The sequence below is a fragment of the Mesorhizobium sp. 1B3 genome, assembly GCF_050958605.1.
Lineage (GTDB): Bacteria > Pseudomonadota > Alphaproteobacteria > Rhizobiales > Rhizobiaceae.
The window spans coordinates 91,260-115,916 of record NZ_JBJHDO010000011.1; the positions used below are offsets into that span (position 1 = coordinate 91,260).

Here is a 24,657-nt window from a genome sequence, read left to right on the forward strand (position 1 = left end):
TTGGGCGATCTGGAGGAGATGGCGGGTCCGTGCTGGAGGCATAACCAGCAGGGTCGCAACCGCCTGATAGAAAGAGAGCCCCGGTGACAATCCCCGGAGCTCGGATCCACTTTCCGCGCGGCCTGGAAGGCCGGTTTCGGTTTTCAGAATAACCGATCAGGCGACCGCGCCGTTGATCCAGTGGGACAGGGCGGTTTTCGGGGCCGCGCCTACCTTCATGTCGGCAACCTCGCCGCCCTTGAAGATCAGCAGGGTCGGGATCGATCGCACGCCGAATTGGGCAGCGAGCTCGGGATTCTCGTCGATGTTGAGCTTGGCGATCTTCACCTTGCCGGAGAGCTCGGTCGAAATCTCTTCAAGGGCCGGAGCGATCATCTTGCAGGGGCCGCACCACTCAGCCCAAAAATCGACCACGACCGGCTCCTTCGCATCGAGCACGTCGGACTGGAAGTTGTTCTTGTCGATCTTGACGGTGGCCATGCGGTCGTTCCTTTCGAGTGATCTGAGGTCCCACAATATGTGGTATTCGAGATGCGTGCGTTCAAGCAAAGCTTGTGTCACGGCCGCGTGAGTCGGGCAAGGGCATCGTCCATCACGTCTTGCGGAACGGCAAGCAGCAGCGGGGCTTCCGTGAAAACCAGCGCGGCCGCGATCTCCCTGTCGGGATAGATCGGCCGCAATAGCGCCTGATAGAGCGCAAGCTGGACGATATAGGCCGGCGGCACCTCCGCCAGCGAGGATGGGGCCGGCCGGTTGGTCTTGTAGTCGGCGATCAGCACCCCGGCCGGCGTGACCGCGAGCCGGTCGATCTGACCGGAGACGGCCCGCTCGTGCCCTTTGACGGTCAGCGTGCCCATGAGCGAGACTTCGGCGCGCGAGCCTTCGGCGAAAAGCGGCGCGAATTGCGCGTCCCCAAGCAACCGTTCGATCGAGGCCAGGGCGGCTTCCCGCTCGCCATCGGGCCAGCCCGCGCCGATCCGGGCGAGGTAGCGTTCGCCGGCGGCATGGCGCTCGATCGCCGGCAAGGTCGGCAGCATCTGCAGGAGGCGATGGACGGCCAATCCCCGGGCGATGGCGAAGACCGGCTCGCCGCCGGCATCGAACACCGGCGATCTGCCGGAAATGACGGTTTGGCGCTCCTCGTCGATCAGGACGGAGGCGCCCGACGGCGCGAGCGGCCGCGGCAGCGGCGGTGCCGGGGGCAGCGGCGCACTGAGTTCGGCCGGAAATACGAACGGCAGCCGCTCCGGCTCCAGGCCGGCAGCCTCGCGGAGCGCGGCGGCGACCGGCTTCGTGACCCGGAAGCGATGCACGACCTGCCCGGTCGACGGTTCCGTCAGCGCCTCGCTTTCCGGCGCGCCGACAAGGGCCGCACTGACGATGGCATGCCAGGTCATCGGTCCCGGCTGGCGCTTGCCATGATAGGAACAGGCGATCAGCCGGTCCTCGGCGCGCGTCATGCCGACATAGAGCAGGCGACGATACTCCTCCTCGGCCTTTTCGCGCACCGCCGACCCCACCGCTCTCGAGAAATCGTTGGCGACGTCGCTCGATGCGCGCCAGAGATAGCCGTCCCCCTTCCAAAGACGCTTCGCCGGCGTGAAGGACATCAGCCGTGGCAGATGCTGCTCGCTGAACGGCGCGCTGCCGCTGTCGACGAGGAACACGACTGGCGCTTCAAGGCCCTTGGAAGCGTGGACCGTGAGAATGCGCACCTCGTCGCGCGTTTGGTCCATCTCGCGCTTGACCTCAGGACCGGCATTCTCGAGCGTCGACAGGAATGCTTCGAGGCCGGGAAGTCCCGTCCTTTCCTGCGCAAGACAGAAGCTCAGGAACTCATCCAGTATGTCGCCGGCCTCATGGCCAAGCCGAGCAATCATGGCCCGGCGCACACCATCACGGCCGAGCACCCCGGCGTAGAACTCGAAGACCGGACGAAAGGCCGCAGCATCGGCCCAGGCTTCGAGCCGGCGCACGATCGCCGCCGCCGCCTCGTCGCCTTCGGCGGCCCGACGAAGCGACGTATAAAGCGATACGCCCTTGCCGCGGTTCCACGAGAACCGGAACAGCGCCTCCTCGGAGAGGCCGAAGACCGGGCTGCGCAGCAATGCAGCCAGCGAGAGGTCGTCCTCCGGCTGGAGCACGAAACGGCCGAGCGCGATCAGGTCCTTGACCGCGATATGGCCGGGCAGGCTGAGGCGGTCGGCACCGGCAACGGGGATGTTGCGGCTCTTCAGGCTGCGCGACAGGGCATGGACGAAGCGGTCCCGCTTGCGCACGAGCACCATCACGTCGCCGGGCCTCAACCTCTTGCCGGTGCCCTCGATGATCTCGCCGCGACGAAGCCAGCCCTCGATCGTCCTGGCGACGTTCTCGGCCACCTTCACCGCCGGTGCGCTGGCGTGATCGACGGGAACGGTCCAGTCGTCGGGCTCTTCCACTGTATCGGCGCCGATCGGCGGCCAGATCTCGACGAAACCCGGAGCATCGAAGCGGATCGCCTTATGATCGATCTGTTCGGCGTCGCGCGTCAGCCCCTTGCGCACCGCGTCGCGCTCGAACACGCGGTCCACGGCGGCCAGCACGTCGCCGGTCGATCGGAAAGACCAGGTCAGCCTGACCTGCTCGAAACTCCCCTCCGCCGCTCGCACCTTGCCGGCGAAGGCATGGCCACTTTCTGCGAAGGCGTCGGGATCGGCGCCCTGGAAGGAATAGATGGACTGCTTCTCGTCGCCGACCGCGAACACCGTCCGATGAACGTTCTGTCGCGCTCCGTAGCCGGCAAAGAACTCTTCCGCCAGCTTCCGTACCACCTCCCATTGCGGGGGGCTGGTGTCCTGCGCCTCGTCGATCAGGATGTGGTCGATGCCCTGGTCGAGCTTGTACTGGACCCATGGCCCGGCATCGCGGCGCGACAGCAGGCGCACGGTGCGCATGATCAGATCGTTGAAGTCGAGGAAGCCGCGCACATTCTTGAGGTGTTCGTAACGGGCAATGAGCCAATCGGCCAGGACCAGCGCGGCGCGTGTGCCTTCCAGCATGCCGAACAGCGCAAGCCTTTCGCGCGCCTTGACGATGGCATCGGCCGCCGCGGCATATCGATCTGCCAGGTCGGGCAGGCGCTCGTGCAGTGCCTTCTTGAAGGTCTTGGCGGGGTCGTAGGGCTCGCCGTCCGATTTGAGGAAGCCTTTGGCGAGCAGCGCCAACCGCCGGACCGGATCGGCCTCCCCAAAGGCCTCGTCGGCATAGGGGACGATGTCGTTCAAGGCCTTGCGGGCATCGGCGGCCGCCGCCGCGTCCCTGAACTGCGCATACTCTCCGGCGGAGAATCCAGGCAGCGGCCAGGCTTGGCCGGCGACGGTGGCCGACGTCTCGCCAGGGACGAAACCGAACTCCTCGAAAAGCGGAGCGTAGTCCAACCGCTCCGAGCCGATCTGGTCGATCAGCCCGCGCAACCCGTCGCGCTTGGCGACGATTTCGGCAAGGAGCGCATCGAGCCCCCATTCGCCGCCCCGCTCCAGCACAGCGGCGAATGCCTCGGCAAGCCTTCGATCATGCTGACCCGAAGCTCCGGTAACCATGTCGCGGCGCGACTCGGCGAAGAGCGCCGTCTCCATCTGGCTGTCGAGCATCTCGAAATGCCCGGCGATGTTTGCTTCCAGGGGGAACTGATGAAGCACCGCCTCGCAGAAGGCGTGGATGGTCTGGATCTTCAGCCCGCCGGGCGTTTCCAGCGCCTCGGCGAAGAGGCGGCGGGCGCGTGCCAGCCGCTCGCGTGACGGCCTGCCACCCTCGATCGCGGCGATCTGCTCGGCAAGCGACGCCTCGTCGAGCACGGCCCAGGCGGCGAGATCGCGGAAGACGCGATTGGCCATATTGGCGGCCGCCGCACGTGTATAGGTGAGGCACAGGATCTTCGATGGATCGGTCCCCTCGAGCAGCAGGCGGATGACGCGCTGCGAAAGCACATGCGTCTTGCCCGAGCCGGCATTGGCCGACACCCAGACGGAATTGCGCGGATCCGCGGCCATGGCCTGGCGCATCGCGGTCTCTTCGGGGACGGGATAAATTTTCTTCACCCCTCCTCCCCACCTTCGCCGTCGTCGCTGCCCGCCGACCATTCGAGCACCCGCGCCAGATGATCGTAGTCGCCGTCCGTCTCGCCCTCGCGAAATGGCAAGGCGCGCGACAGATACCCCGTGCTCGCGATGTTGTAGTGGTCAAGCAGCCTCTCCAGCCGCTGCCACGCCTCCTCGGCAAGGTCGCCGGCCGTCCGTATCTGCCGCTTGAATTCGAGGATCGATTCCTCCTCGACCTCGCCATTGGCGCGAAGCCGCACATGGGCGAGCTTCGACGGCATTTTCGTCCCGATGGCGGCAAAAGCACCGCGCTGGAGCAGCGCTCCTTCGAGGGCGAGCTGCGGGGCGAGCAGCGTATGGGCCTGGCCCTTTGATGGCGACATCCCGGTCTTGTAGTCGAGAATGTCTGCGAAGCCGCCGGTGAGGAGGTCCACGCGATCGGCATAGCCGGACAGCGTGACTCCGGTCGCGGCGACAGCGGTCGACTCGGCGCGCACTTCCGAATGCCGGCTCAGCGTATCGTGACCGCGGCCGCGCTCCCACGCCACGAGATTGCCCGCCATGGCGAGAAACCGCGGCCACCAGACGGCCGCGATATCGTCCGGCAGGGCGGCTTCGGCGAAGGCCGCTTGCCCCGCCGCCAGCAATTCGTCCAGCGCATCGTCGGCCATCGGATCGGTGCCGGACCGTACGAAGCGGTTGAGAATGTCGTGGAAGAGCGTTCCGCGCTCGGCCGCGCCGGGGTCGCGGATCAACGGCTCCATGGGCGCGAGAGCGAGGATGCGCCTGGCGTAGACCGCGTAGGGATCGCGGCGAAGCGTCTCGATCTCGGTGACGGAAAAGTTGCGGGGTCTCGCCTCCAGCGGCGGGGCGTGGTTGGGCCTGGCGAATTCCGTCGCCCTGCCGCCGTCATCGATCATGCGGGCATAAGCGAGATAGTCCTCGCCGCGCTTGCGCAGCCGCGCGGCGTGATCCGGTCCGACATAGGTGAGCAATCGCTGCAGCCAGCGCGAAGCGACAGCCGGCGCATCGCCGGCACGCGAAGCGCGCGACAGGATCACCTTTTCGGTGCCCATCGCCATCATGAAATCATGGGCGGCCTGGCCGATGCGGCGCTCGGGCGGCTCCAGCTCCAATCCCGATTTCATCATGCGTGACATGAAGCGGTCCGCCTCCGCCCGCCGTGGCCAGGACCCCTCGTTGAGGCCACCGAGAACCAGCGTGTCGACCGACTGCAGCCGCGCTTCCAGCGCGCCCCAGATCGAAACGCGACCGTCACCTCCGGCCGCCGGCTTGACCACTTCGGGCGCCAGGAGCGCCGTCATCACGTCCGGCCATTCATCGGCGCCACACGAAAATCCGGAGGCGGCCGCCAGCAACGAACGCAGGACCGAGGCGAGTTTCTCGCCGGCGTCGCCCGCGTAGAGCTCGGTGACATCGCCTTCGGCGCCGCGCGCCAGTTCCTCCAACGCGACCACCGTCGGGCGCAGCAGATCGGCCAAGGCAAGAGAGGGATTGCCGCGTTCCCGGATCAGTGGCTCCAGGGCCCTGCGGAGGCGACCAAGCACCTCGCGCGCATCCGACAGGCGCCGCGCGGACAGCCGGGGGAGCCAAAAGGGCGGGCGCGTGCCGGCGGAGAGGGCGCGCAGCCGGTCCTCGAACATGTCCGGCAATGTGGCGATGTCGGGTCGGCCGGTTCCACCACGAAGGGCGACCAGTTCGATCGTCTCGGCTGCACCGCGCACGGCCGGCCGCTCCATGCCCAGGCCGAGCAGGGGGTGCTTGAAAAGTGCGAGCACCGGGACCGGATCGCCCGGCCGGAACACGGCCTGAAGCATGAGGCCGGCGAGCGTCGCGGGTGCGGAATTGATCAGCGGCGCGCCGCCGGAATCGTCGGCCCGGATGCCGAAGCGCAGGAGCTCCGTAGAGACGCGTCGCGCCAGGTTGCGGTCGCCCGTCACCAAGGCGGCTGTCCGCCCCGGCTCCGCAGCGGCAAGCCGCAGCGCGATCGCAATGGCGATCGCCTCATCGCGCTCGTTGGCTGCCTCGAGAAGGGTGAGGCCGGAGAGGGCTTCGATCGCTTGCAACCCGTCGAGCGAGGCCCTGCCCGCGGCCCAGAGATCGGTCGTCTCCGCGGGCCGCAACGCCTCGTTGAGGATCGATGCCCGCAACGCCAGAGCCGGCCGTGCCGCGCCGATCTCCACGACATCCTCCCGCGCTATGTCGATCTTTCCAATCAGACGCGACAGGCCGTATTGAGGATGCCCGAGCACGGAGGGCGGGGGCGTGGCTTCGCTGATCGCTGCCCAGGATCGTCCATCGATCGCCTGATCCAGACCCGGTAGCACGACGGCGCCTCGCTCCAGCCTCGAGATAACGGAGAGCAGTTCGGCCGTGGCCGGTATCGAACCCGTCGACCCCGCCGCGACGACCGGGCCTCTCGGCGGATTGCGGGCGAGACGCCGCGCCTCGGCGCGGATTTGCGCGCTGCGATGGGCAGCGGGATTCGATCGGCCACGCTCTTCCAGAAGTTTCGGCCAGGCGGCCGTGACGATTTGCAGAAAGTCGAGCGTGACCTGCCACCAACCCGCGAGATTGCCGGTGACCAGCTCTCCGAGCTGGGTCCAATCGGAGCCTTCGGTCTCAATCTCGTCCATCAGAGCGGCGAGATCCCGCGCCAGCCAGACCGCGTCGGCGGCGGAGGCCGGGATGACGAGCTCTTCCGAAAAAAGCGCGGCGACATGGGCCGGCAAACGGCCTTTCCAGGCGCGGACGAGCGGCGCTATGAGCAGGAGACGTTCGATCGGATCGATGGGCGGCGGCAGATCCAGATCGCCTTCGCCCGCCTCGTCGAAGGCCGCTTCGCCCTCGTCGACTTCGCCCAGTGCCCGAATCGTGGGCAGGATCGCGGCCCGGCCGCCGGCATGATCGACGAAGGCGCTGCGCAGCGCGCGGGCGGCGCGGCGTGTCGGCACATAGATCGTGGCATCGGCCAGTTCCAGCGGATCGTCGCCAGGTCTGAAGCCCGGCACGATCTCTCCCGAGAGCAGCGCCTGGGCGAGCGTCGGCAGGAAACGGACGCCCGGCGGAATGGAAAAGACCCGCGGGGAAGAGCCGGTCATCGCCCTTCCCAGGCTGCCTTGACGGCGGCCTCCGCCGCCGGGATGGCGTCGGGCGTACCTACTGTGATCCAATGGCCGTCCAAGCGCCAGCCGAATAGGCGACCCGCTTCAATGGCTCGGTCGAAATAGAGGTTCAGCGACTGCGGCACGACCGCCGCTCCGTCGAATATCCGGGGATGGACCACCGCCGCTCCGGCATAGATCAGCCCCTCCGGGGCACCCTTGGAGCGTTGGAGGCGCCCCTCCGCGCCGAGCAGGAAATCGCTCTTGCCGGAATGGCCGGTGGCCGATTGCATGTCCGCAAGCATGAGCAGAATATCCATTCTGGCCGGGTTCCATGCAAGTCCGAGGGCCGGAAGGTTGGGCCGGGCGCCGTCGATCCAGAAAGTGTCGGCGTTGAGGATGAAAAAGGGCGACGCGCCGAGAAGGGGCAGGGCTTTGACGATGCCGCCGGCCGAATCGAGAAGCTCGGCGCTTTCATCCGATATGGCGACACGCGGATGTTGCCTTCCCGCGACATGCGCGACGATCTGTTCCGGGAAATAATGGACGTTGACGACGGCGCGGGTGACGCCGGTCTCGGCCAGACCGTCCAGCGCCCAATCGAGCAATGTCCTGCCGGCAACTTTCACCAGCGGTTTCGGGATTGTGTCGGTGATCGGCCGCATGCGCTTGCCGAGGCCGGCCGCGAGGACCATGGCCGTATCGAGAACTGGTGCTGTCATTCCGGGGTTCCGTCGAGCAACCCGGCTTTGAAATAGACGTCTCGGACTTCGCGGAGCGCCGGATGGGCGAAGGTACGGCGGAGATAGTTGCGGATGCGCGGCAGATGCTTCAGATAGATCGGCTTGCCGTCGCGGCGATCGAGGCGAACGAACAGGCCCAGGATCTTGGAATGGCGCTGCGCGCCCATGATCGCGTAAGCTTCGTCGAAAGCAGGCCGATCGAAGTCCTGGCCCCGCGCAGAGACATAGGCCTCGACTGTCGCGCGTTCGATCTCCGGCGGGATCGTGACGCGCGGATCGAGGGCCATCGAGGCGACGTCATAGGCGGAAGGGCCGATCAGCGCATCCTGGAAATCGATCACGCCTAGCCGGTCGAGGCCGTGTCGCTCGGGCCGCCAGATGAAATTGGGCGACTGGACGTCGCGCAGCATGAGCGTCGTCTCCGTTCCGGCGAGACGATCCAGCACATTGTTCCACGCTGCGACGAACGCCTTGCGCTCGGAAGCCCGCGCAGGACGCTCCTTGAAAGCCGGGATGTACCAGTCCAGCACCAGCTCGACCTCGATCAGCATGGCATCGCGATCGAAGGGCGGAACGACATGGACCAGCCCCGGCTCCACTTCGGCGCGATCCGGCCAGCGCTTTTCATGCATGAACGCAAGGAGCCGCCCCGCCGCCTCGTAGCGCTCTCGGACAGGCTCGCCGGCTGGAGACAGGAAACCGCCGGAACCGAGATGCTCGATCAGCAGCAAGCCCTGTTCCAGGTCTTGCGCGAAGATCTCCGGCACGGAGACGCCGGCGTCGCGCAGCAGCTTCGCCACGCCGACGAAGGCGTGCACGGACTGGGCGGTGTGGGCGATCTCGGCATAGGGCTTGCCGTCGCGCACCGGGGGCCCGAGCACCAGGGGCGGAGAGTTCATCAGGATCCGCTCGGGCTCGCCTTCCAGCGAGACGGTTTCGTATGAGCGTGCCGACGCATCGCCCGTCAGATGCGCGCGGACCGCATCGCCCCAGCCGGAGCGCTCGAGGAAATTCCTGATCGCCTGCGAGCGCTCCATGCGTGACATGAACTCGGGCGGTCCTTCGATGCGGGCGATCCGCCCCTCGCCTTCGTCGGCGAGCCGCAGCATGGCGGCATCGGCCGGCAGCCGGTCTCCGGCCTTCTCGGGCCATTCGATCAGCACCGTGCCGGAGGCCGCAGCCTCGTCCAGCCCGAGTTCGTCCAGCTCGTCGGGCGAGGACAGGCGATAAAGGTCGAAATGCTGGAGCGGTATGCGGCCCTCGTAGCCTTGAACCAGGGTGAAGGTCGGGCTCGGCACGTCCAGCTCGGGGTCGTTCGCCAAAGTCCGGATCAGGCCGCGCGCCAGCGTCGTCTTGCCCGCCCCGAGATCGCCCTGGAGCGCGATCACGTCGCCCGGGCGAAGAGCCGCGGCGATGTCCTCGCCCAGGCGTATCGTCGCCCTTTCATCGGGAAGACGGCGTTCGAGCACCAGCATCCCGTCGGTTACTCCGCGGCGACCCTGACACCGGACGGCACAAGCGGGAAACGGCATATGACCGTTGTGCCGCGACCGTCCCCGGTATCGATGGCGACAGAGCCGCCATGCAGCTCGACGAAGCTCTTCACGATGGAGAGGCCGAGGCCGGCGCCGCGCCTGCGGCCGCCATTCGGGTGGGACTCGAAGCGCTGGAACACGGTATCGAGCACCTCCGGCGGCATGCCCGGCCCGTCGTCATGCACGGCGAATTCGATGTCGCCGCGCACCATACCACAGGAAAGCGTGATCGTGCTGCCCTCAGGGGCATAGTTGGCGGCGTTGCTCAGGAGGTTGAACAGGATCTGCCGGACGCGGTTCTCGTCCCCGTTGAAGCTCTTCGGCGCTTGGAGCGACTCGAGGCGCAACTCGATGCCATGCTCGCGCAACCGTTCCGAGATCAACTCCACCGCGGCGGCGATGGTGCGCTCGACGGGAACCTCGCCCATGTCGAGCTCCATGATGCCGGCATCGACCGTGGCGAGGTCCAGAATGTCGTTGACGATGGTGAGCAGCACCGACGAGGAGGAGCCGATATGGTCGATATATTCTCGCTGGCGCGGCGTGAGCGGGCCGGCGCCAGGTCCCGGCAGCAGCAGTAAATCTGTGAAGCCGATGATGTTGGTCAGCGGGGAGCGCAGCTCATAGGAGACGTGCTGAACGAAATCGTTCTTGAGTTGATCGGCCTTCTGCAGCGCCTCGTTCTTGTCCTTCAGGGCGCGCTCGACATTGACGCTGTCGGTCACGTCGACAAAGGTTATCATCACTTGGCCGTTGGGCAGGTGGATGACGCCGTAACGCAACACGGTGCCATTCCTCAATTCGACCTGGCCGTGGCGATCGCGACGCTCCTCGTCGAAGCCGGTAACCGAGGCGGCGAAGCTTCCCCAGGGGCTGTCGAGAGCCAGCCGGTCGCACTCGGCCCGGATCGCGGCGATATGCGTGTCGCGCTGGAGGTTCTCGTGGTTCAAGCCCCACAGGCCGGCAAAGGCAGGGTTGGAGAGGCGCAGCCGCCCGTCGGGTCCGAAGACCGCGACCCCCTCCGCCAGATTGTCGAGCGTTTCGCCCTGAACGCGCACCGCCGCGTTGTAGCGGCTTTCAAGAGCGAACTTTTCCGTGAGATTCTCGAAGACCCAGGTGACCCCGCCCTTCGGCTGAGGATTGGCAATGACACGGATCGTGCGGCCGTCAGGCAGGTGCCACCAATGTTCCTGCGGTTCGACGGAGCGATAGGCCGAAAGCACCGTTTCTTTCCATCGGCGCCATTCCGGCTGCTCGGCGAGCTTGCCTTCGCTGCGAAGCCGGTCGAGCAGAAGCGCATTGTCCGGCGCGCTGTCGAGGAAGCCCTGGTCGAGATCCCACAGTTTCTGGAACGCCTGGTTGAAGAAGCGCAGCTTCTCCCCGGTGTCGAAGGTGGCCACGGCAGTGGTGAGCTGGTCGAGCGTGTCCGCATGGCTGCGCACTGTTCGCTCATATTCCTCGCGAACACCTTCAACGTCGCTGAGATCGACGGCAATGCCGGCGGAGCCGTCGCGGCTGGCGAAATCGGTGATGGCGAAGACGCGACGGTCGCCGCCGATTACAGTCGCCAGCTTCTCTTCGAATACCGCACTGGCCAGATGCTGTTGGGCGATGCCTTCCCGTGCCTGTGTGCCGAGAAACTCGCGTCCGTCCTCGACAGCCGCTACCTGGCTCGGCGCCTCGACCGCCTCGGCATAGGACCGGTTCACCCATTTCAGCCGCCCATCGGGGGCGCGCAGCCAGAACGGCATCTTGAGCGCGTCGATCAGGCCGATCATCAGATCGTATTGGGCGGCCAGGCGCTGGTTCTCCAGCTTCAGCCGGGCCTGGGACCGCTGGACCTCCGACAGCGACACGAAACGAACGAAGACATGGCGCGCGCTCTTGCGCCCCTGGACCTCCAGCGGCGCACCGCATTGCGTCTCCACTGTCAGGTCGAAATCGATGCCCCGCTCGCGCAAGCCGATGAGCCCATGCTCCAGCGCGGCGGCCGAGCGCGGCGCAAGCCAGCGGCCGAAGGCGAGGAACGCGCCGCGATCGTCCGGCGCGCCGGTCTCCCCGGGGAGCGAACCGAGCAGTTCCGGCCTGCGGCTGTCGCTGCTCCAGGCCACGATGCGCTGGTCGCGCAGATTGAGGAGGGCGTCCGAGCGATGAAGCGAAGCGCCGAGATCGGCCAACTGGCCGCGCAGTTCGACATTCTCCCTTGCGACCTTTCCCCGCTCGCGGATCAACCAGACCGCCGAGAGAAGCGCCGCGCCGAGCACGCCCGCGAAAACGGCGCCCTGGATGATCTCGAAAGTTCCAAAAGCCTGGGTAGCACGGGCCCCCTGCTGTGCGTGGGCGAGGACCGGCATCATCGGGGCGGCGAAGCCGGTCATCGCCGGCAGAAGGCCGGCCGTGGCGCGCGAGAGGATGGACGGCGGCCAGCTGACGCCAACGCCGCCGGTCGAATCGTTGCAGCCGCCGGTTACGGCCCTTCCCGCCAGAAGCGGGTCTTCACCCGGCATGTCTTGTTCCTCTCCGCCGCCTGAATGCAGACCGACCAGAGCGAGATGAGATATCGGATCGCTCCACGCGCGGCCCTCGTTTCCCCGGACCCCGGAAGCGAAGGCTTTGCGAATCAATGCACAATAACCCTTGGGCGAATCGACGGGAAGAAGGCGGCGGCCCAAAAAAGATGCCGGGCGAAAAGTCAATCGCCCGGCATCAATATCTTGTAGGTAACTAGAAAAAGATCAGTATCTGTAGTGCTCAGGCTTGAAGGGGCCCGTCGGCGTCACACCGATATAGGCAGCTTGTTCCTCGGAGAGGGCGGTAAGTTTCGCGCCCAGCTTGTCGAGGTGCAGCCGAGCGACCTTCTCATCGAGATGCTTGGGCAGCACATAGACCTCGTTCTTGTACTGACCCGGCTTGGACCATAGCTCGATCTGCGCCAGTACCTGGTTGGTGAAGGATGCCGACATGACGAAGCTCGGATGGCCGGTGGCGTTGCCGAGATTGAGCAGACGGCCCTCCGACAGAAGGATCATCCGCTTCCCGTCCGGAAAACCGATCATGTCGACCTGCGGCTTGATGTTGGTCCACTTCAGGTTGCGCAGCGCGGCGACCTGAATCTCATTGTCGAAATGGCCGATATTGCCGACGATCACCATGTCCTTCATCTTGCGCATGTGATCGAGGGTGATGACGTCCTTGTTGCCGGTCGTGGTGATCACGATGTCGGCGGTCGGCGCCGCGTCGTCGAGCGTGACGACCTCGAAACCGTCCATGGCGGCCTGCAGAGCGCAGATCGGATCGACCTCGGTGACCTTGACGCGGGCGCCGGCGCCGTTCAGCGAAGCAGCGGAACCCTTGCCGACGTCACCATAGCCGCAAACGACCGCGACCTTGCCGGCCATCATGACGTCGGTGGCGCGGCGGATGCCGTCGACCAGCGATTCCTTGCAGCCGTATTTGTTGTCGAACTTCGACTTGGTGACGCTGTCGTTGACGTTGATCGCCGGGAAGGGAAGCAGGCCCTTCTTCTGCAACTGATAGAGGCGATTGACGCCGGTGGTCGTCTCCTCGGTCACGCCGCGGATGGCTTCCTTGTTCTTGGTGAAGAAGCCGGGCGTCGCCGCCATGCGCTTCCTGATCTGCGCGAAGAGGATCTCCTCCTCCTCGCTGCCCGGCTTGGACAGGACGTCCTCGCCCGCCTCGGCGCGGGCGCCGATCAGGATGTACATGGTCGCGTCGCCGCCGTCGTCGAGGATCATGTTCGACGTGCCGCCGTCAGCCCACTGGAAGATCTGGTCGGTATATTCCCAATACTCCTCCAGCGACTCGCCCTTGACCGCGAAGACGGGAGTGCCGGACGCCGCGATCGCGGCGGCAGCATGGTCCTGGGTCGAGAAGATGTTGCACGAGGCCCAGCGAATGTCGGCGCCGAGCGCCTTCAGCGTCTCGATCAGCACGGCCGTCTGGATGGTCATGTGCAGGGAGCCGGAAATCCGGGCGCCCTTCAGCGGCTTGGCGCTGCCGAACTCCTCGCGGCAGGCCATCAGCCCCGGCATTTCGGTCTCGGCGATTTCGATTTCCTTGCGGCCCCAATCGGCCAGCGAAATGTCGGCGACGACGTAGTCCTTGTGACCTGTCACGGCAATGCTCCCATGATGAATGCCCGATCTGTTCGTCCTGGTATCGGCGCCGAAAATGCGTGCCACTTCCGGACCGGCGCCCAGGAGCGCCTTCATGCTTTCCACGAATGCAACGGGCCCGAGATGGCCGACTGACTAGCAGATCGCCCCTCACTCGACAATAGGATATAAAGAAATCTTTATGCGTGCATATCGCCCGCCGGCCGAAAACGGTGGCGGAAGATCAGATCTCTTCGCCGAAACGCGACGCGATCAACTCCTCGAGCGCTGTCATCGCGGCCTCGGCATCCGGGCCGGACGCGGTCACGCGGATGTGGCAGCCTGGCGATGCGGCGAGCATCATCAGCCCCATGATCGAGGTCCCGCCGACGGAGATGCCGTCCTTCTCGACCTTGACATCGGCCTGGAAGCTGCCGACCAGTTGCACGAACTTGGCCGAGGCGCGCGCGTGCAGGCCGCGCTGGTTTACGATCAGCAAGTCACGGGTGAGCGAGCCGTTTGCCGATGGCGCCGTAGCGTTGCTCATTTGCTGGTCAGAAGCTGGCTGGCGACATTGATGTATTTGCGCCCGGCCACCTGGGCCTCGTCGAGCGCCTGAGCCATGTTGTCGGTCTTGCGAACGCCCGACAGCTTGATGAGCATCGGCAGGTTCATGCCGGCGATAACCTCGATCCGGCCCGCCTCCATGACCGAGATCGCGAGATTCGACGGCGTTCCTCCGAACATATCGGTCAGGATGATGACGCCTGCCCCGGTGTTGGCCCGGCCGACCGCATCGACGATGTCCTGGCGACGCTGCTCCATGTCGTCGTCAGCGCCGATGGCGACCGTCTCGAAGCTCTCCTGGGGTCCGACGACATGTTCAACGGCGTGGCGGAATTCCTCGGCCAGCTGACCGTGCGTGACCAGCACGAGTCCGATCATTTCTGATTTGGCTCCCGTCAAGCGCCCCCACGGGGACGCATCCCTTTGACCGAACGCGGCGGCACCGCGCGGCAGGAGCGCTATCTTGTCCAGGCGCGTTCAGTTGACAAGTTAAAAATTGGTCTAGGTCCTGCCATTTTGACGCATATGGCGTCGCGGGAGGATCGGTGCAACTTCCGTCGCGCTCACGAAAAGGGCTCAAGCCTAAGCCGGGCATGGATCACGGCGGCGGACGCCTCGACATTCCTGGCCGGAAGATCGAGCACCGGCAGCCGACAGCCTTCGATGACGACTTGTCCTTCTTCCTGAAATCGCGGCGCCTGCCCGGCGTCGACCAGCCTGACCACAAGATCGATTACGGCGCGCGTCTCATGGGTCATGGGGACGGGCGAAAGCCCATGGACCTCCGCCAGCCCGGCAATGGTCGACGGCGCGCGGGCGATAAGTCGCCCGGCCCTGGCGATGAGTTCGATCTGGTCGTCGCAGACGAGCCTGGCGAAACGACAGGCAGGGCCGGAGCGCCGGATCAGCGCCAGGGCGAGCGTCGACTTGCCCGCCCCCGAGCCGCCCTGGATCAGAAGCCCTCGGTCGCCGAGGAGAAGCGTCGTTGCGTGCAGGTGGCTCATTCTTCCGCGGGCAGCGTGACGACGAACCGCGCGCCCTTGATGTCGCCGGGCTTGGTGCCGGCAATATTCTCGGCGGTCAGCGTGCCGCCATGAGCCTCGACGATCTGGCGGCTGATCGAGAGGCCGAGGCCCGAATTCTGACCGAACGCCTCGCCCACCGGCCGGTCGGTGTAGAAGCGCTCGAAGATGCGGTCGATGTTTTCGGCGCGGATGCCCGGTCCGTTGTCCTCGACGGTGATCACATTGTGCTTTCCGGCACGCGACAAAGTGATCGTGACCCGCCCGCTATCGTCCGGCACGAAGGAGCGGGCGTTCTCGATCAGGTTGGTGATGACCTGTCCCAGCCGGAGATCGTGTCCGACCACCGTGTAGCCCTTTACCCCTTGCGGCAGCTTGCTCGCGTGGAACTCGATCTCGACGGATTTCTTGTGCCGCCCCGCCTCGCGGGAGACGCTCACGAGGTCGCTGACGAATTTCTTGAGATCCACCTTGGCGGCATCCTCCCGAGCCAGTTCCGCGTCGAGGCGCGAGGCGTCGGAGATGTCGGTGATCAGTCGGTCGAGCCGCCGCACATCGTGCTGGATGATCTCCATGAGCCGGTTGCGGGACTGCTCGTTCTTGGCAAGAGGAAGGGTCTCGACGGCGCTGCGCAGCGAGGTCAGCGGGTTCTTCAACTCATGAGACACATCGGCCGCGAAGCTCTCGATCGCGTCGATGCGCGCGTAAAGCGCGTTTGTCATGTCGCGCACGGCGATCGACAGGTTGCCGATTTCGTCCTGACGATCCGAGAAATCGGGAATCTCCTCGCGGCCCTTCGCGCCGCGCCGCACGCGGACCGCGGCAGCTGCAAGGCGGCGGAGCGGATTGGCGATGGTGGAAGCAAGCAGCAGCGACAAGACCACGTTGACCAGCGCCGCGACGGCGAAGACGCGCAGGATCGCCTTGCGCTCGGCCGCCACGATCTTGTCGATGTCTCCGCCCTGCGTGTTGAGCATCAATACGCCGAGCACGGCGCGAAAACGCTGGATCGGCACAGCCACGGACACGATCTGTTCGCCCTGCTCGCTGACGCGCACCACCGTGGCGGGGCTGCCGGTCAGCGCGTTCATGACTTCGGGGAAGGCCGAGCCATTGCCGCCGGGCTGCTCCTTGTAGACAGGCAGGTTGGAGTTGCGGAAGAAATCGAAGACGAACTTCTGGACGCGCTCGAAGAGGTCGGGCTCCTCCTCCTGCATCGGCGGCAGGTCGTAACGCAGGATCTGGCCGCGCGAATAGAGGTGACGGGAATCGAGCAGGAGGTTGGCGTCGCGGTCGTAGATGCGCGCCCGGGTGCGGGTGGGGGAGATCAGCCGTCGCAGTACCGGGGCCACGCGTTCCGGATTGATCGGAAAATCGAGGCTGTCGAGCTGGTCGGAGCCCGGCGCAAGGCTCTCTCCGGCCTGAAGCTCGAGCAGCTTCTCAGGGTCGATGCTGATCGAATCCGTCTCGACCGTCGCCGACGCGGCGATGGCCCCGGCAATGATCTCGCCTTGCGTCATGAGGCTTTCGACGCGCGCATCGATCAACCCGTCGCGGAACTGGTTGAGATAGAGGATGCCGACGACCAGCACGCCCGCCGCGGCGAGATTGAGGAAAATGATCCGCCGGGTCAGGCTGGAAAAGATGTAGTGTCCGAGGAAGCGGCGCAGCGGAACGGCGAGACGCGTCAGGACGGCAGGCCGCCGCGCCGGCCGCTTTGCCGCGGTCGCCGCCTTCCTCAGCTCTGCATCAACCGCCATATGAGCTCGTTCCCACCGCAGCGTCCGCCCGGCATGGCCGCACGCAGACGTCTTTCTCAGGCTTCGCGGAATCGATACCCCACCCCGTAGAGGGTCTCGATCATGTCGAAGTCATCGTCGACCGCTTTGAACTTCTTGCGCAGCCGCTTGATGTGGCTATCGATCGTACGGTCGTCAACATAGACCTGCTCGTCATAAGCGGAATCCATGAGCGCGTCACGGCTTTTGACGACGCCCGGACGCTGCGCCAGCGAATGCAGGATGAGGAACTCGGTGACGGTGAGTGTCACCGGCTCGCCCTTCCACGTGCAGGTGTGCCGCTCCTGGTCCATCACGAGTTGACCGCGCTCCAGCGAGCGGGACTGCTGGCTCGGGGTCTTGGCGGCGGCGTCGCGGGCGCTCGCCCGGCGCAGCACGGCCTTAACCCGCTCGACAAGCAGGCGCTGCGAGAACGGTTTGCGGATGAAGTCGTCGGCGCCCATCTTCAGGCCGAAGAGTTCGTCGATCTCGTCGTCCTTCGAGGTCAGGAAGATCACCGGGAGGTCCGACTTCTGGCGCAGCCGGCGCAACAATTCCATGCCGTCCATGCGCGGCATCTTGATGTCGAGGATGGCGAGATTCGGCGGCCGGGCCGACAGGCCTTCCAGCGCCGATGCGCCATCGGTGAAGGTCTCCACCCTGTAGCCCTCGGATTCGAGCGCGATCGAGACCGAAGTCAGAATGTTGCGATCGTCGTCGACAAGCGCGATTGTTGCCATGTCAAGCGGCTCCCTCATGAGCGGGTGTCCCTTCCTTGGTCGAGGAAGGGCTTCTGGCGTACAAATTAGGTACAAAATGTGGCATATGCCCTCGGCGTCCGGCCGGCAAGCCCTGGGCCTGGACTTGCCGCAATTCGACCGCTCCAGGCACGGCGGCTTTCGCCCGGCGTCGAGCAGAGCTCATTGATCCCCGGCAATTATAACCGGTTTAAACGATTTTCAAAATTTTAAATCGATTAATGATTTGAAATCGCTGAACTTTTCTGTTTCTCAGCAATTATCCTCCTTAAACTCGGGAGGGCATTTTCGCGCCCGGGCACCCTGTCGGGCGGACAAACTCATAGGCTCGGGAGCGAGTATGAACGAAATTGGCAAACGCAACCCCGCCTACGGGATCGACAAGGCGGGGATTCGCAATCCCGGCAAGGTCCACTACAATCTCGGGCCCGCCGAGCTCGCCGAAGAGGCCGTCCGTCGCGGCGAAGCGAAGCTTACGGCCGATGGCGCGCTTGTCGCCTATACGGGCCAGCATACCGGCCGCTCGCCCAAGGACAAGTTCGTCCTTCGCGACGCCGCCTCCGAGCCGCATGTCTGGTGGGACAACAACAACGCGATCGGGCAGACCGAGTTCGACACGCTTCATGCCGATTTTCTGGAGCATGCCCAGGGCAAGGACCTGTTCGTGCAGGATCTGGTGGGTGGCGCCGACGAGAAGCACAGGTTGCCGACCCGCGTCATCACCGAGTTCGCGTGGCATTCGCTGTTCATCCGCAATCTCCTGATCCGTCCGAAGGTCGAGGAGCTCGCCTCCTTCGCCCCGAGCATGACGATCATCGACCTGCCGTCCTTCCGCGCCGACCCGGGGCGCCATGGATGCCGCACCGAGACGGTGATCGCGGTCGACCTCACCCGCATGATCGTGCTGATCGGCGGCACCGCCTATGCCGGCGAAATGAAGAAGTCCGTGTTCACGGCGCTCAACTATATCCTTCCGGCACACGGCGTCATGCCGATGCATTGCTCGGCCAATGTCGACGACCTCGGCCACTCGGCCATCTTCTTCGGCCTTTCCGGCACTGGCAAGACGACGCTGTCGGCCGACCCATCGCGCACCCTGATCGGCGATGACGAGCATGGCTGGGGGGCCCAGGGCATCTTCAACTTCGAAGGCGGCTGCTACGCCAAGACGATCCGTCTCTCGGCCGAGGCCGAGCCGGAGATTTTTGCCACTACGCGTCGTTTCGGCACGGTGCTGGAAAATGTCGTGCTCGACGCCCGGCGCGTGCCGGATTTCGACGACGGCAGCCTGACCGAGAACACGCGTTGCGCCTATCCGCTGGATTTCATCCCGAACGCCAGCGATACCGGCCGCGCCGGCCACCCGAAGAACGTCATCATGCTCACCGCCGACGCCTTCGGCGTCATGCCGCCGATCGCCAAGCTGACCCCGGCCCAAGCCATGTACCACTTCCTCTCCGGCTACACGGCGAAGGTGGCGGGCACCGAGCGCGGTGTCACCGAACCGGAGGCGACCTTCTCGACCTGTTTCGGGGCGCCCTTCATGCCGCGTCATCCCAGCGAATACGGCAACCTGCTGCGCCAACTGATCGCAGAGCACAAGGTCGATTGCTGGCTGGTCAATACCGGCTGGACGGGCGGCGCCTATGGCACGGGCAAGCGCATGCCGATCAAGGCGACACGCGCGCTGCTGGCCGCCGCGCTGGAGGGCTCGCTGAGCGGAGCCGAGTTCCGGACCGACCCCAATTTCGGTTTCGCCGTCCCGGTATCCGTGCCCGGCGTCGACAGCGCGATCCTCGATCCGCGTTCGACCTGGGCCGACAAGGCTGCCTATGACAGCCAGGCCCGCCGCCTCGTCGACATGTTCGTCGCAAATTTCGGCAAGTTCGAAGCCCATGTCGACGCCGCCGTGCGCGACGCGGCACCGCGCGTGATGGTGGCTGCCGAATAGCCGGTTTCCCGTGACACTCGTCGTTTGGAAAGGCCCGGCACAGTCCGGGCCTTTCCTTTTGCGTGGGAAAATAGCATTTCAAGAGCGAGGAGGAGAGCCGATGAACCACCACGCCCATATCCCGCTAACTTTCGAAGAGCTGACAGCCGAGGAGATGATCGAGCGGGCGCATCGCTTCCGTCGGCAAATGGCCCGACGGCGCACCGTCCGCGAATTTTCCGCCAGGCCGGTGCCGCGTGGCCTGATCGAGGACTGCGTCATGACCGCCGCCACCGCGCCGTCGGGAGCCAATCAGCAGCCATGGACCTTCGTCTGCATCTCGGATACCGCGACCAAGCGGCAGATCCGCTTTGCCGCCGAGGAAGAGGAGCGCACCTTCTATGCCGGCCGGGCATCGGCGGAATGGCTGGAAGCGCTGGCGCCGCTCGGTACCGATGCAGAGAAGCCATTCCTCGAGACGGCTCCCTGGCTCATCACCATCTTCGCCCAGCGTTACGGAGCGAGGCCGGACGGGAGCCGCGTGAAGCACTATTACGTGCCGGAGTCCGTCGGCATCGCCACCGGCCTGCTGATCGCCAGCCTGCACAATGCGGGGCTCGCGACTCTGACCCACACTCCGTCTCCGATGGGTTTCCTCAATGCCATTTGCGGCCGGCCGGAAAGCGAAAAGGCCCTGATCCTGCTGGTGGCGGGTTACCCGGCCGATGCCGTGCGGGTGCCCGATATCGGTCGCAAGGAGGCGGACGAGGTCATCGTCTGGCGCGAATGACAGCTCTCGAAATCGCCGCTGGGGTGACGATCGCGGAGGACGATCTCGTCGAAACCTTCATTCGCTCCTCCGGCCCGGGCGGCCAGAACGTCAACAAGGTGGCGACCGCCGTACAGCTACGCTTCGACGCGCGCAACGCCGTGGGGCTTCCCGAGCGCGTGCGCGAGCGGGCGATCAAGCTTGCCGGCCAGCGCGCCACCAAGGACGGGGTCATCGTCATCGAGGCCGGCCGTTTCAGGACGCAGGAACAGAACCGGGCCGACGCCCGCTCGCGACTGGCGGCGCTCGTCGCCAAAGCCGCTGAGCCGCCGCCACCGCCGCGCAAGAAGACCAAACCGTCAAAAGGTGCGGTCGAGCGCAGGCTGAAGGCCAAGGCCGGTCGATCCACGGTCAAGCGACTGCGCGGCAAAGTTGAAGGCGATTGACCGGCCCTCCATCGAAGCCTTTCAATTTGGCACTGTCGGTGCAAAAGTCGACAGGTATTAATGCGGCAAGAGGAGAGAGCTGCCATGGGCATGTTTGACTTCGTGAAGAGCGTCGGCAAGAAGCTGGGTTTCGGTGACGACGAGGCGCCGAAGGCAGAGGACCTGAAGAAGGAACTCGATTCCTACAAGCTCGGCACCGACAAGGTCGAAGTAGAGGTCCAGGGCGACAAGGCCGTGCTCAAAGGCGTCGTCGCTGACCAGTCGATCTTCGAGAAGGCGGTGATCGCGGTCGGCAACACGCTCGGCGTCAACAAGGTCGAGGCGGGCGAACTCAAGGTCGTCGCGCCGGAATCGGGGTTGAAGCTCGACGCCAGTGCCGACATGACCGCGCTGGTGCAGGCTGCGACACCCGCCAAGGAGCCCGTCTTCTACACGGTCAAGAAAGGCGACAATCTCTGGAAGATCGCCGAGCATCACTACGGCAAGGGCAAGGGCGCCAAGAACAACATCATCTTCGAGGCAAACAAGCCCATGCTGACCCATCCCGACAAGATCTATCCCGGCCAGGTGCTGCGCATCCCGGAGATCGATCAGGCTTGAATCGGGTTGCCATTCCTTGCGAAGCAATGACACGGCGGCTGCAAGGCCGCCGTTTTGCTGAGGAGAGCCCGTCCTATGCAGGTATTGCCCAAAGGCGTCAGACATATTCCGGGGTACCTCGGACGCGAGGCCCAGGAGGCCCTGGTCGAGAACATCCGCCAGGTGGTGCAGGCTGCGCCGCTCTACACTCCGGTCATGCCGCGCACCGGCAAGCCGATGAGCGTGCGCATGACGAATTGCGGATCGCTCGGCTGGGTCACGGACAGGGACCACGGCTATCGCTATCAGGCCGAGCACCCGGTGACGGGAAAGCCGTGGCCGCCGATTCCCGACAGGCTGCTGCGGATCTGGGAAGAGGTTTCGGGCTATGCCGGCGCGCCGGAAGCCTGTCTCGTCAATTTCTATAGGGAAGACGCCCGCATGGGCATGCATCAGGACCGCGACGAAGCCGAGTTCGCCGCGCCGGTGGTGTCTATTTCGCTCGGCGATTCCTGCCTGTTCCGGGTAGGGCAGACACGACGGGAAGGCCGCACGACCTCGTTCCGGCTGGACAGTGGCGATGTCGTCATTCTCGGCGGGGAGGGGCGGCTTGCCTTCCATGGCGTCGACCGCATCTACCCTTCGACCTCGGCGCTGCTGAAGAATGGCGGGCGGATCAACCTGACGCTGAGGCGAGTGACCAGATCGGCGTTCGGGGAACAGCTCAAAGACGCCGAAGACCGATCGCGTCGCACGTAAATCCTCCGCCAAACCCCGCCCCTCAAGGTTTGCGATGGAACGTCCCTCAGCGCTCCGGCGGCCGTGAGTTTATCCAGAGGACAACGGCCTTGCGCGTGCCGTCGTTGCTGAACCGATGCGGGCGCTGGCTGGAGAAGCGAAAACTCTCTCCCTTGAGGACGACGTATTTCACGTCGTCGACATAGAGGTCGAGGGTGCCCTCGAGGACATAACCGCATTCAACCCCCTCGTGTGTGTAGTTTTCTTCACCCGAGGACGCGCCGACGCTGAGGCGCATCAGATAAAGGTCGAGCGTCTCGTCCGGCCCCAGAGGCGTCAGCAGTATTTTCTCCACGCCCGTTTCTGCCAGCGACATCGTCTGGAAGTCGGACTGCTTGGCCACGATGCGGTTCGCGTCAGAGCGGGCGGCGGGCTCGAATAGATCTCCGATCAGCACCTGGAGCGAATCGGCCAGGCGCGCCAACACTCGGACCGAAGGCGAGGATTTGCCACGCTCGATTTGGCTGACGAAGCCGAGCGACAAGCCGGAACGCTCCGCAACTTCCTGGAGAGTCAGACCGCGAGCCTTGCGCAACTCGCGCACCCGCTCGCCTACGCGCGCATCGGTTTCGGCCGCGTGAAGTGGGACCGTCCCCCTTCTGGTTTCAATCGTCACGCAATTCTCCCATCCATCTTAATGTTTCTGTGAAATTTTTCGGGTGGACTTTCACAGATATGCTATGCATACTCAAAAAATTGCAACAGCAAGTTTGATCAGGGAGGGGAATCAAGCCATGGAAAGCAATTTCGAATCGCGCTTGAAACATCGCAGCCGGCTTGCGCAAGGCTGCGCGGTGACCCTGTGCTTGGCAATAGGCGCAATGAGCGCCGCGCAAGCGGGCGAGGCGCCCCGCCGCGGCGGCACCTTTTCGGCCATCGCCCCGCATGGCGACAGCGTTTCGACGCTCGACCCACACAAATCCACCCGCACCCAGGACTACATGATTTCCTTTGCGCTGCATTGCGCCCTTTATCGGTGGGATTCGGACAAAGGGCAGCCGATCCCGGACCTCGCCGAATCGGTGGAGCGCGTGGGAGACGGCCCGCGCTATCGCGTGCGTCTGCACCCCAACGCGAAATTTCACAATGGCCGGCCGGTTACCGCCGACGACGTGATCTGGAGCTTCAACCGAGCCATCGATCCCGCCCAGGGCCTGGCCGGGGCGCGCTATGTACGCTCGGTCGTCGGCGCGGATGCGGTGCAATCCGGGACGGCCAAGACGCTTTCGGGGCTGAAGAAAATCGACGACCACACGCTCGAATTCGAACTGACCGAGAATATCGACCCAGGCTATCTGTTCTTCTGGCCCGCAACGGCCATCCTGCCTTCCGATGAAGTCGCCGCGCGCGGCGACCGCTTCGGATCCGAGCCGGTCGGATGCGGTCCATTCAAGTTCACCGAAATGGTGAGCGGCAGCCGTGTCGTTCTGGATCGGTTCGACGACTATTTCCACGAGGGCCGGCCTTATCTGGATCGGGTCACCTATGCCATCATGGGCGAAGCTGCGGCCCGCGATATCGCCTTCCGCTCGGGCCAGATCGATATTAACACGGTAAGCCCCGCGCAAATAGCAGCCTACCGCAACGATCCTTCGCTTTCCGCCAATCTGCTCGACGCCGTCGTCGATTATACGCGGCACATGGGCTTCAACCAGAGATTCGAGCCTCTCAAGGACATGCGCGTCCGCCAGGCGATCAACTACGCCATCGACAGCCAACTCATCATCGACCGTTATCTCAACGGCCAGGCGAAGAAGGCCAATGGTTGGGTTCCGGCGACCAATCCGGTCTTCGAACCTGATTTCGACCCCTATCCCTATGACCCCGAGAAGGCGCAGGCCTTAATGAAGGAAGCCGGCTACGAGAACGGCTTCGAACTCAAGATACTCACCAACAACAACCAGGAATATGGCGTAGGGATCGTCGAAGTGATCCGGCCGTTCCTCAAGGCAATCAATATCGAGGTGAAGCCGATCATCGTCGAGAATTCCGTCGCGGTCGAAGTGATGTTCGGGACCGGCGACTTCGACGCCTACCAATGGGCCTATTCGTCTGGGCCGGACCCATATGTCGCGCTGAAGCGCTTCCTGTCCGGTACCGACCGGCCGGGCGGCAATGCGGTCGGCTATGCCAATCCCGAATTCGACGCCCTGATGAAGAAGGTGGACGAGACCAGTGGCGAAGAGCGAATCGCGGCGCTGCGAGCGGCGAACCGGTTCCTTGCGGAAGACGCGCCCGGCTGGTTCTTCAACTACTCGGTCAATACGCTCGCCTACAAACCTTATGTGCACGGCCTGCAGAAGAACTCGGTCCACATCACGTACCAGTATCCCGATCTGATCTGGCTCGACGACACGGCCCCGCAACGCTGAGCCATGCCCTCGTGGTCCCGCTCGCAGGGCGGGCCGTAAAA

Annotated in this window: 19 protein-coding genes; 6 read left to right on the forward strand and 13 right to left on the reverse strand. The window is 64.8% G+C overall.

The window, feature by feature from the left end; translation table 11 throughout:
- Positions 1–156: 156 nt before the first annotated feature.
- The 12 genes from trxA to ACCO56_RS25380 form a co-directional block, all read right to left on the reverse strand.
- On the reverse strand, positions 157–480 hold the full coding sequence (gene trxA, locus ACCO56_RS25325) for a thioredoxin (protein ID WP_433643664.1): 324 nt from the start codon (positions 478–480) through the stop codon (positions 157–159).
- Between the two features lie 77 nt (positions 481–557).
- Positions 558–4,079 (reverse strand): double-strand break repair helicase AddA, encoded by a 3,522-nt coding sequence (gene addA, locus ACCO56_RS25330; RefSeq protein ID WP_433643665.1) that lies wholly within the window; start codon positions 4,077–4,079, stop codon positions 558–560.
- Entirely contained in the window at positions 4,076–7,201 is a 3,126-nt protein-coding gene (addB, locus tag ACCO56_RS25335; protein ID WP_433643666.1) for a double-strand break repair protein AddB, read from the reverse strand. The genes addA and addB overlap by 4 nt, the downstream gene beginning before the upstream one ends.
- Entirely contained in the window at positions 7,198–7,926 is a 729-nt protein-coding gene (locus ACCO56_RS25340; RefSeq protein ID WP_433643667.1) for a nucleotidyltransferase family protein, read from the reverse strand. The genes addB and ACCO56_RS25340 overlap by 4 nt, the downstream gene beginning before the upstream one ends.
- Positions 7,923–9,422 carry a tRNA (adenosine(37)-N6)-threonylcarbamoyltransferase complex ATPase subunit type 1 TsaE gene (gene tsaE / locus ACCO56_RS25345; RefSeq protein WP_433643668.1) on the reverse strand — a complete coding sequence of 500 codons (1,500 nt, stop codon included), beginning with the start codon at positions 9,420–9,422 and terminating at the stop codon, positions 7,923–7,925. Before tsaE ends, ACCO56_RS25340 begins: the two co-directional genes overlap by 4 nt.
- Positions 9,423–9,430: 8 nt before the next feature.
- The gene (locus tag ACCO56_RS25350) at positions 9,431–11,989 is read right to left on the reverse strand and encodes an ATP-binding protein (RefSeq protein ID WP_433643669.1); all 2,559 of its coding nucleotides are present in this window, start codon (positions 11,987–11,989) and stop codon (positions 9,431–9,433) included.
- Positions 11,990–12,217: 228 nt separating this feature from the next.
- Positions 12,218–13,618, reverse strand: a complete 1,401-nt coding sequence (gene ahcY, locus ACCO56_RS25355) for an adenosylhomocysteinase (protein ID WP_433643791.1) — start codon at positions 13,616–13,618, stop codon at positions 12,218–12,220.
- A 223-nt stretch (positions 13,619–13,841) separates the two neighbouring features.
- Positions 13,842–14,144 (reverse strand): HPr family phosphocarrier protein, encoded by a 303-nt coding sequence (locus ACCO56_RS25360; RefSeq protein WP_433643670.1) that lies wholly within the window; start codon positions 14,142–14,144, stop codon positions 13,842–13,844.
- Positions 14,141–14,542 carry a PTS sugar transporter subunit IIA gene (locus tag ACCO56_RS25365; protein ID WP_433643671.1) on the reverse strand — a complete coding sequence of 134 codons (402 nt, stop codon included), beginning with the start codon at positions 14,540–14,542 and terminating at the stop codon, positions 14,141–14,143. The genes ACCO56_RS25360 and ACCO56_RS25365 overlap by 4 nt, the downstream gene beginning before the upstream one ends.
- Before the next feature lie 185 nt (positions 14,543–14,727).
- The gene (locus ACCO56_RS25370; protein WP_433643672.1) at positions 14,728–15,168 is read right to left on the reverse strand and encodes an HPr kinase/phosphorylase; all 441 of its coding nucleotides are present in this window, start codon (positions 15,166–15,168) and stop codon (positions 14,728–14,730) included.
- Positions 15,165–16,946 (reverse strand): stimulus-sensing domain-containing protein, encoded by a 1,782-nt coding sequence (locus ACCO56_RS25375; protein ID WP_433643673.1) that lies wholly within the window; start codon positions 16,944–16,946, stop codon positions 15,165–15,167. Before ACCO56_RS25375 ends, ACCO56_RS25370 begins: the two co-directional genes overlap by 4 nt.
- 56 nt (positions 16,947–17,002) lie before the next feature.
- Positions 17,003–17,704 carry a response regulator transcription factor gene (locus ACCO56_RS25380; protein ID WP_433643674.1) on the reverse strand — a complete coding sequence of 234 codons (702 nt, stop codon included), beginning with the start codon at positions 17,702–17,704 and terminating at the stop codon, positions 17,003–17,005.
- A 358-nt stretch (positions 17,705–18,062) separates the two neighbouring features.
- Between ACCO56_RS25380 and ACCO56_RS25385 the strand changes: the two genes are divergently transcribed.
- The 5 genes from ACCO56_RS25385 to ACCO56_RS25405 all read left to right on the forward strand — a co-directional run bounded on the left by ACCO56_RS25385 (position 18,063) and on the right by ACCO56_RS25405 (position 22,205).
- Entirely contained in the window at positions 18,063–19,673 is a 1,611-nt protein-coding gene (locus ACCO56_RS25385; RefSeq protein ID WP_433643675.1) for a phosphoenolpyruvate carboxykinase, read from the forward strand.
- 100 nt (positions 19,674–19,773) lie between these two features.
- The gene (locus ACCO56_RS25390; protein WP_433643676.1) at positions 19,774–20,442 is read left to right on the forward strand and encodes a nitroreductase family protein; all 669 of its coding nucleotides are present in this window, start codon (positions 19,774–19,776) and stop codon (positions 20,440–20,442) included.
- Entirely contained in the window at positions 20,439–20,867 is a 429-nt protein-coding gene (arfB, locus tag ACCO56_RS25395) for an alternative ribosome rescue aminoacyl-tRNA hydrolase ArfB (protein WP_433643677.1), read from the forward strand. The genes ACCO56_RS25390 and arfB overlap by 4 nt, the downstream gene beginning before the upstream one ends.
- An 84-nt stretch (positions 20,868–20,951) precedes the next feature.
- The gene (lysM, locus tag ACCO56_RS25400) at positions 20,952–21,467 is read left to right on the forward strand and encodes a peptidoglycan-binding protein LysM (protein WP_433643678.1); all 516 of its coding nucleotides are present in this window, start codon (positions 20,952–20,954) and stop codon (positions 21,465–21,467) included.
- A 75-nt stretch (positions 21,468–21,542) separates the two neighbouring features.
- Complete coding sequence (locus tag ACCO56_RS25405) at positions 21,543–22,205, forward strand: alpha-ketoglutarate-dependent dioxygenase AlkB family protein (RefSeq protein WP_433643679.1); 663 nt, start codon at positions 21,543–21,545, stop codon at positions 22,203–22,205.
- Positions 22,206–22,251: 46 nt separating this feature from the next.
- On the opposite strand, the gene ACCO56_RS25410 is transcribed toward ACCO56_RS25405, so the two are convergent.
- On the reverse strand, positions 22,252–22,860 hold the full coding sequence (locus tag ACCO56_RS25410) for a cupin domain-containing protein (RefSeq protein WP_433643680.1): 609 nt from the start codon (positions 22,858–22,860) through the stop codon (positions 22,252–22,254).
- A 205-nt stretch (positions 22,861–23,065) separates the two neighbouring features.
- Between ACCO56_RS25410 and ACCO56_RS25415 the strand changes: the two genes are divergently transcribed.
- On the forward strand, positions 23,066–24,616 hold the full coding sequence (locus ACCO56_RS25415; protein WP_433643681.1) for an ABC transporter substrate-binding protein: 1,551 nt from the start codon (positions 23,066–23,068) through the stop codon (positions 24,614–24,616).
- Positions 24,617–24,657 lie beyond the last annotated feature (41 nt).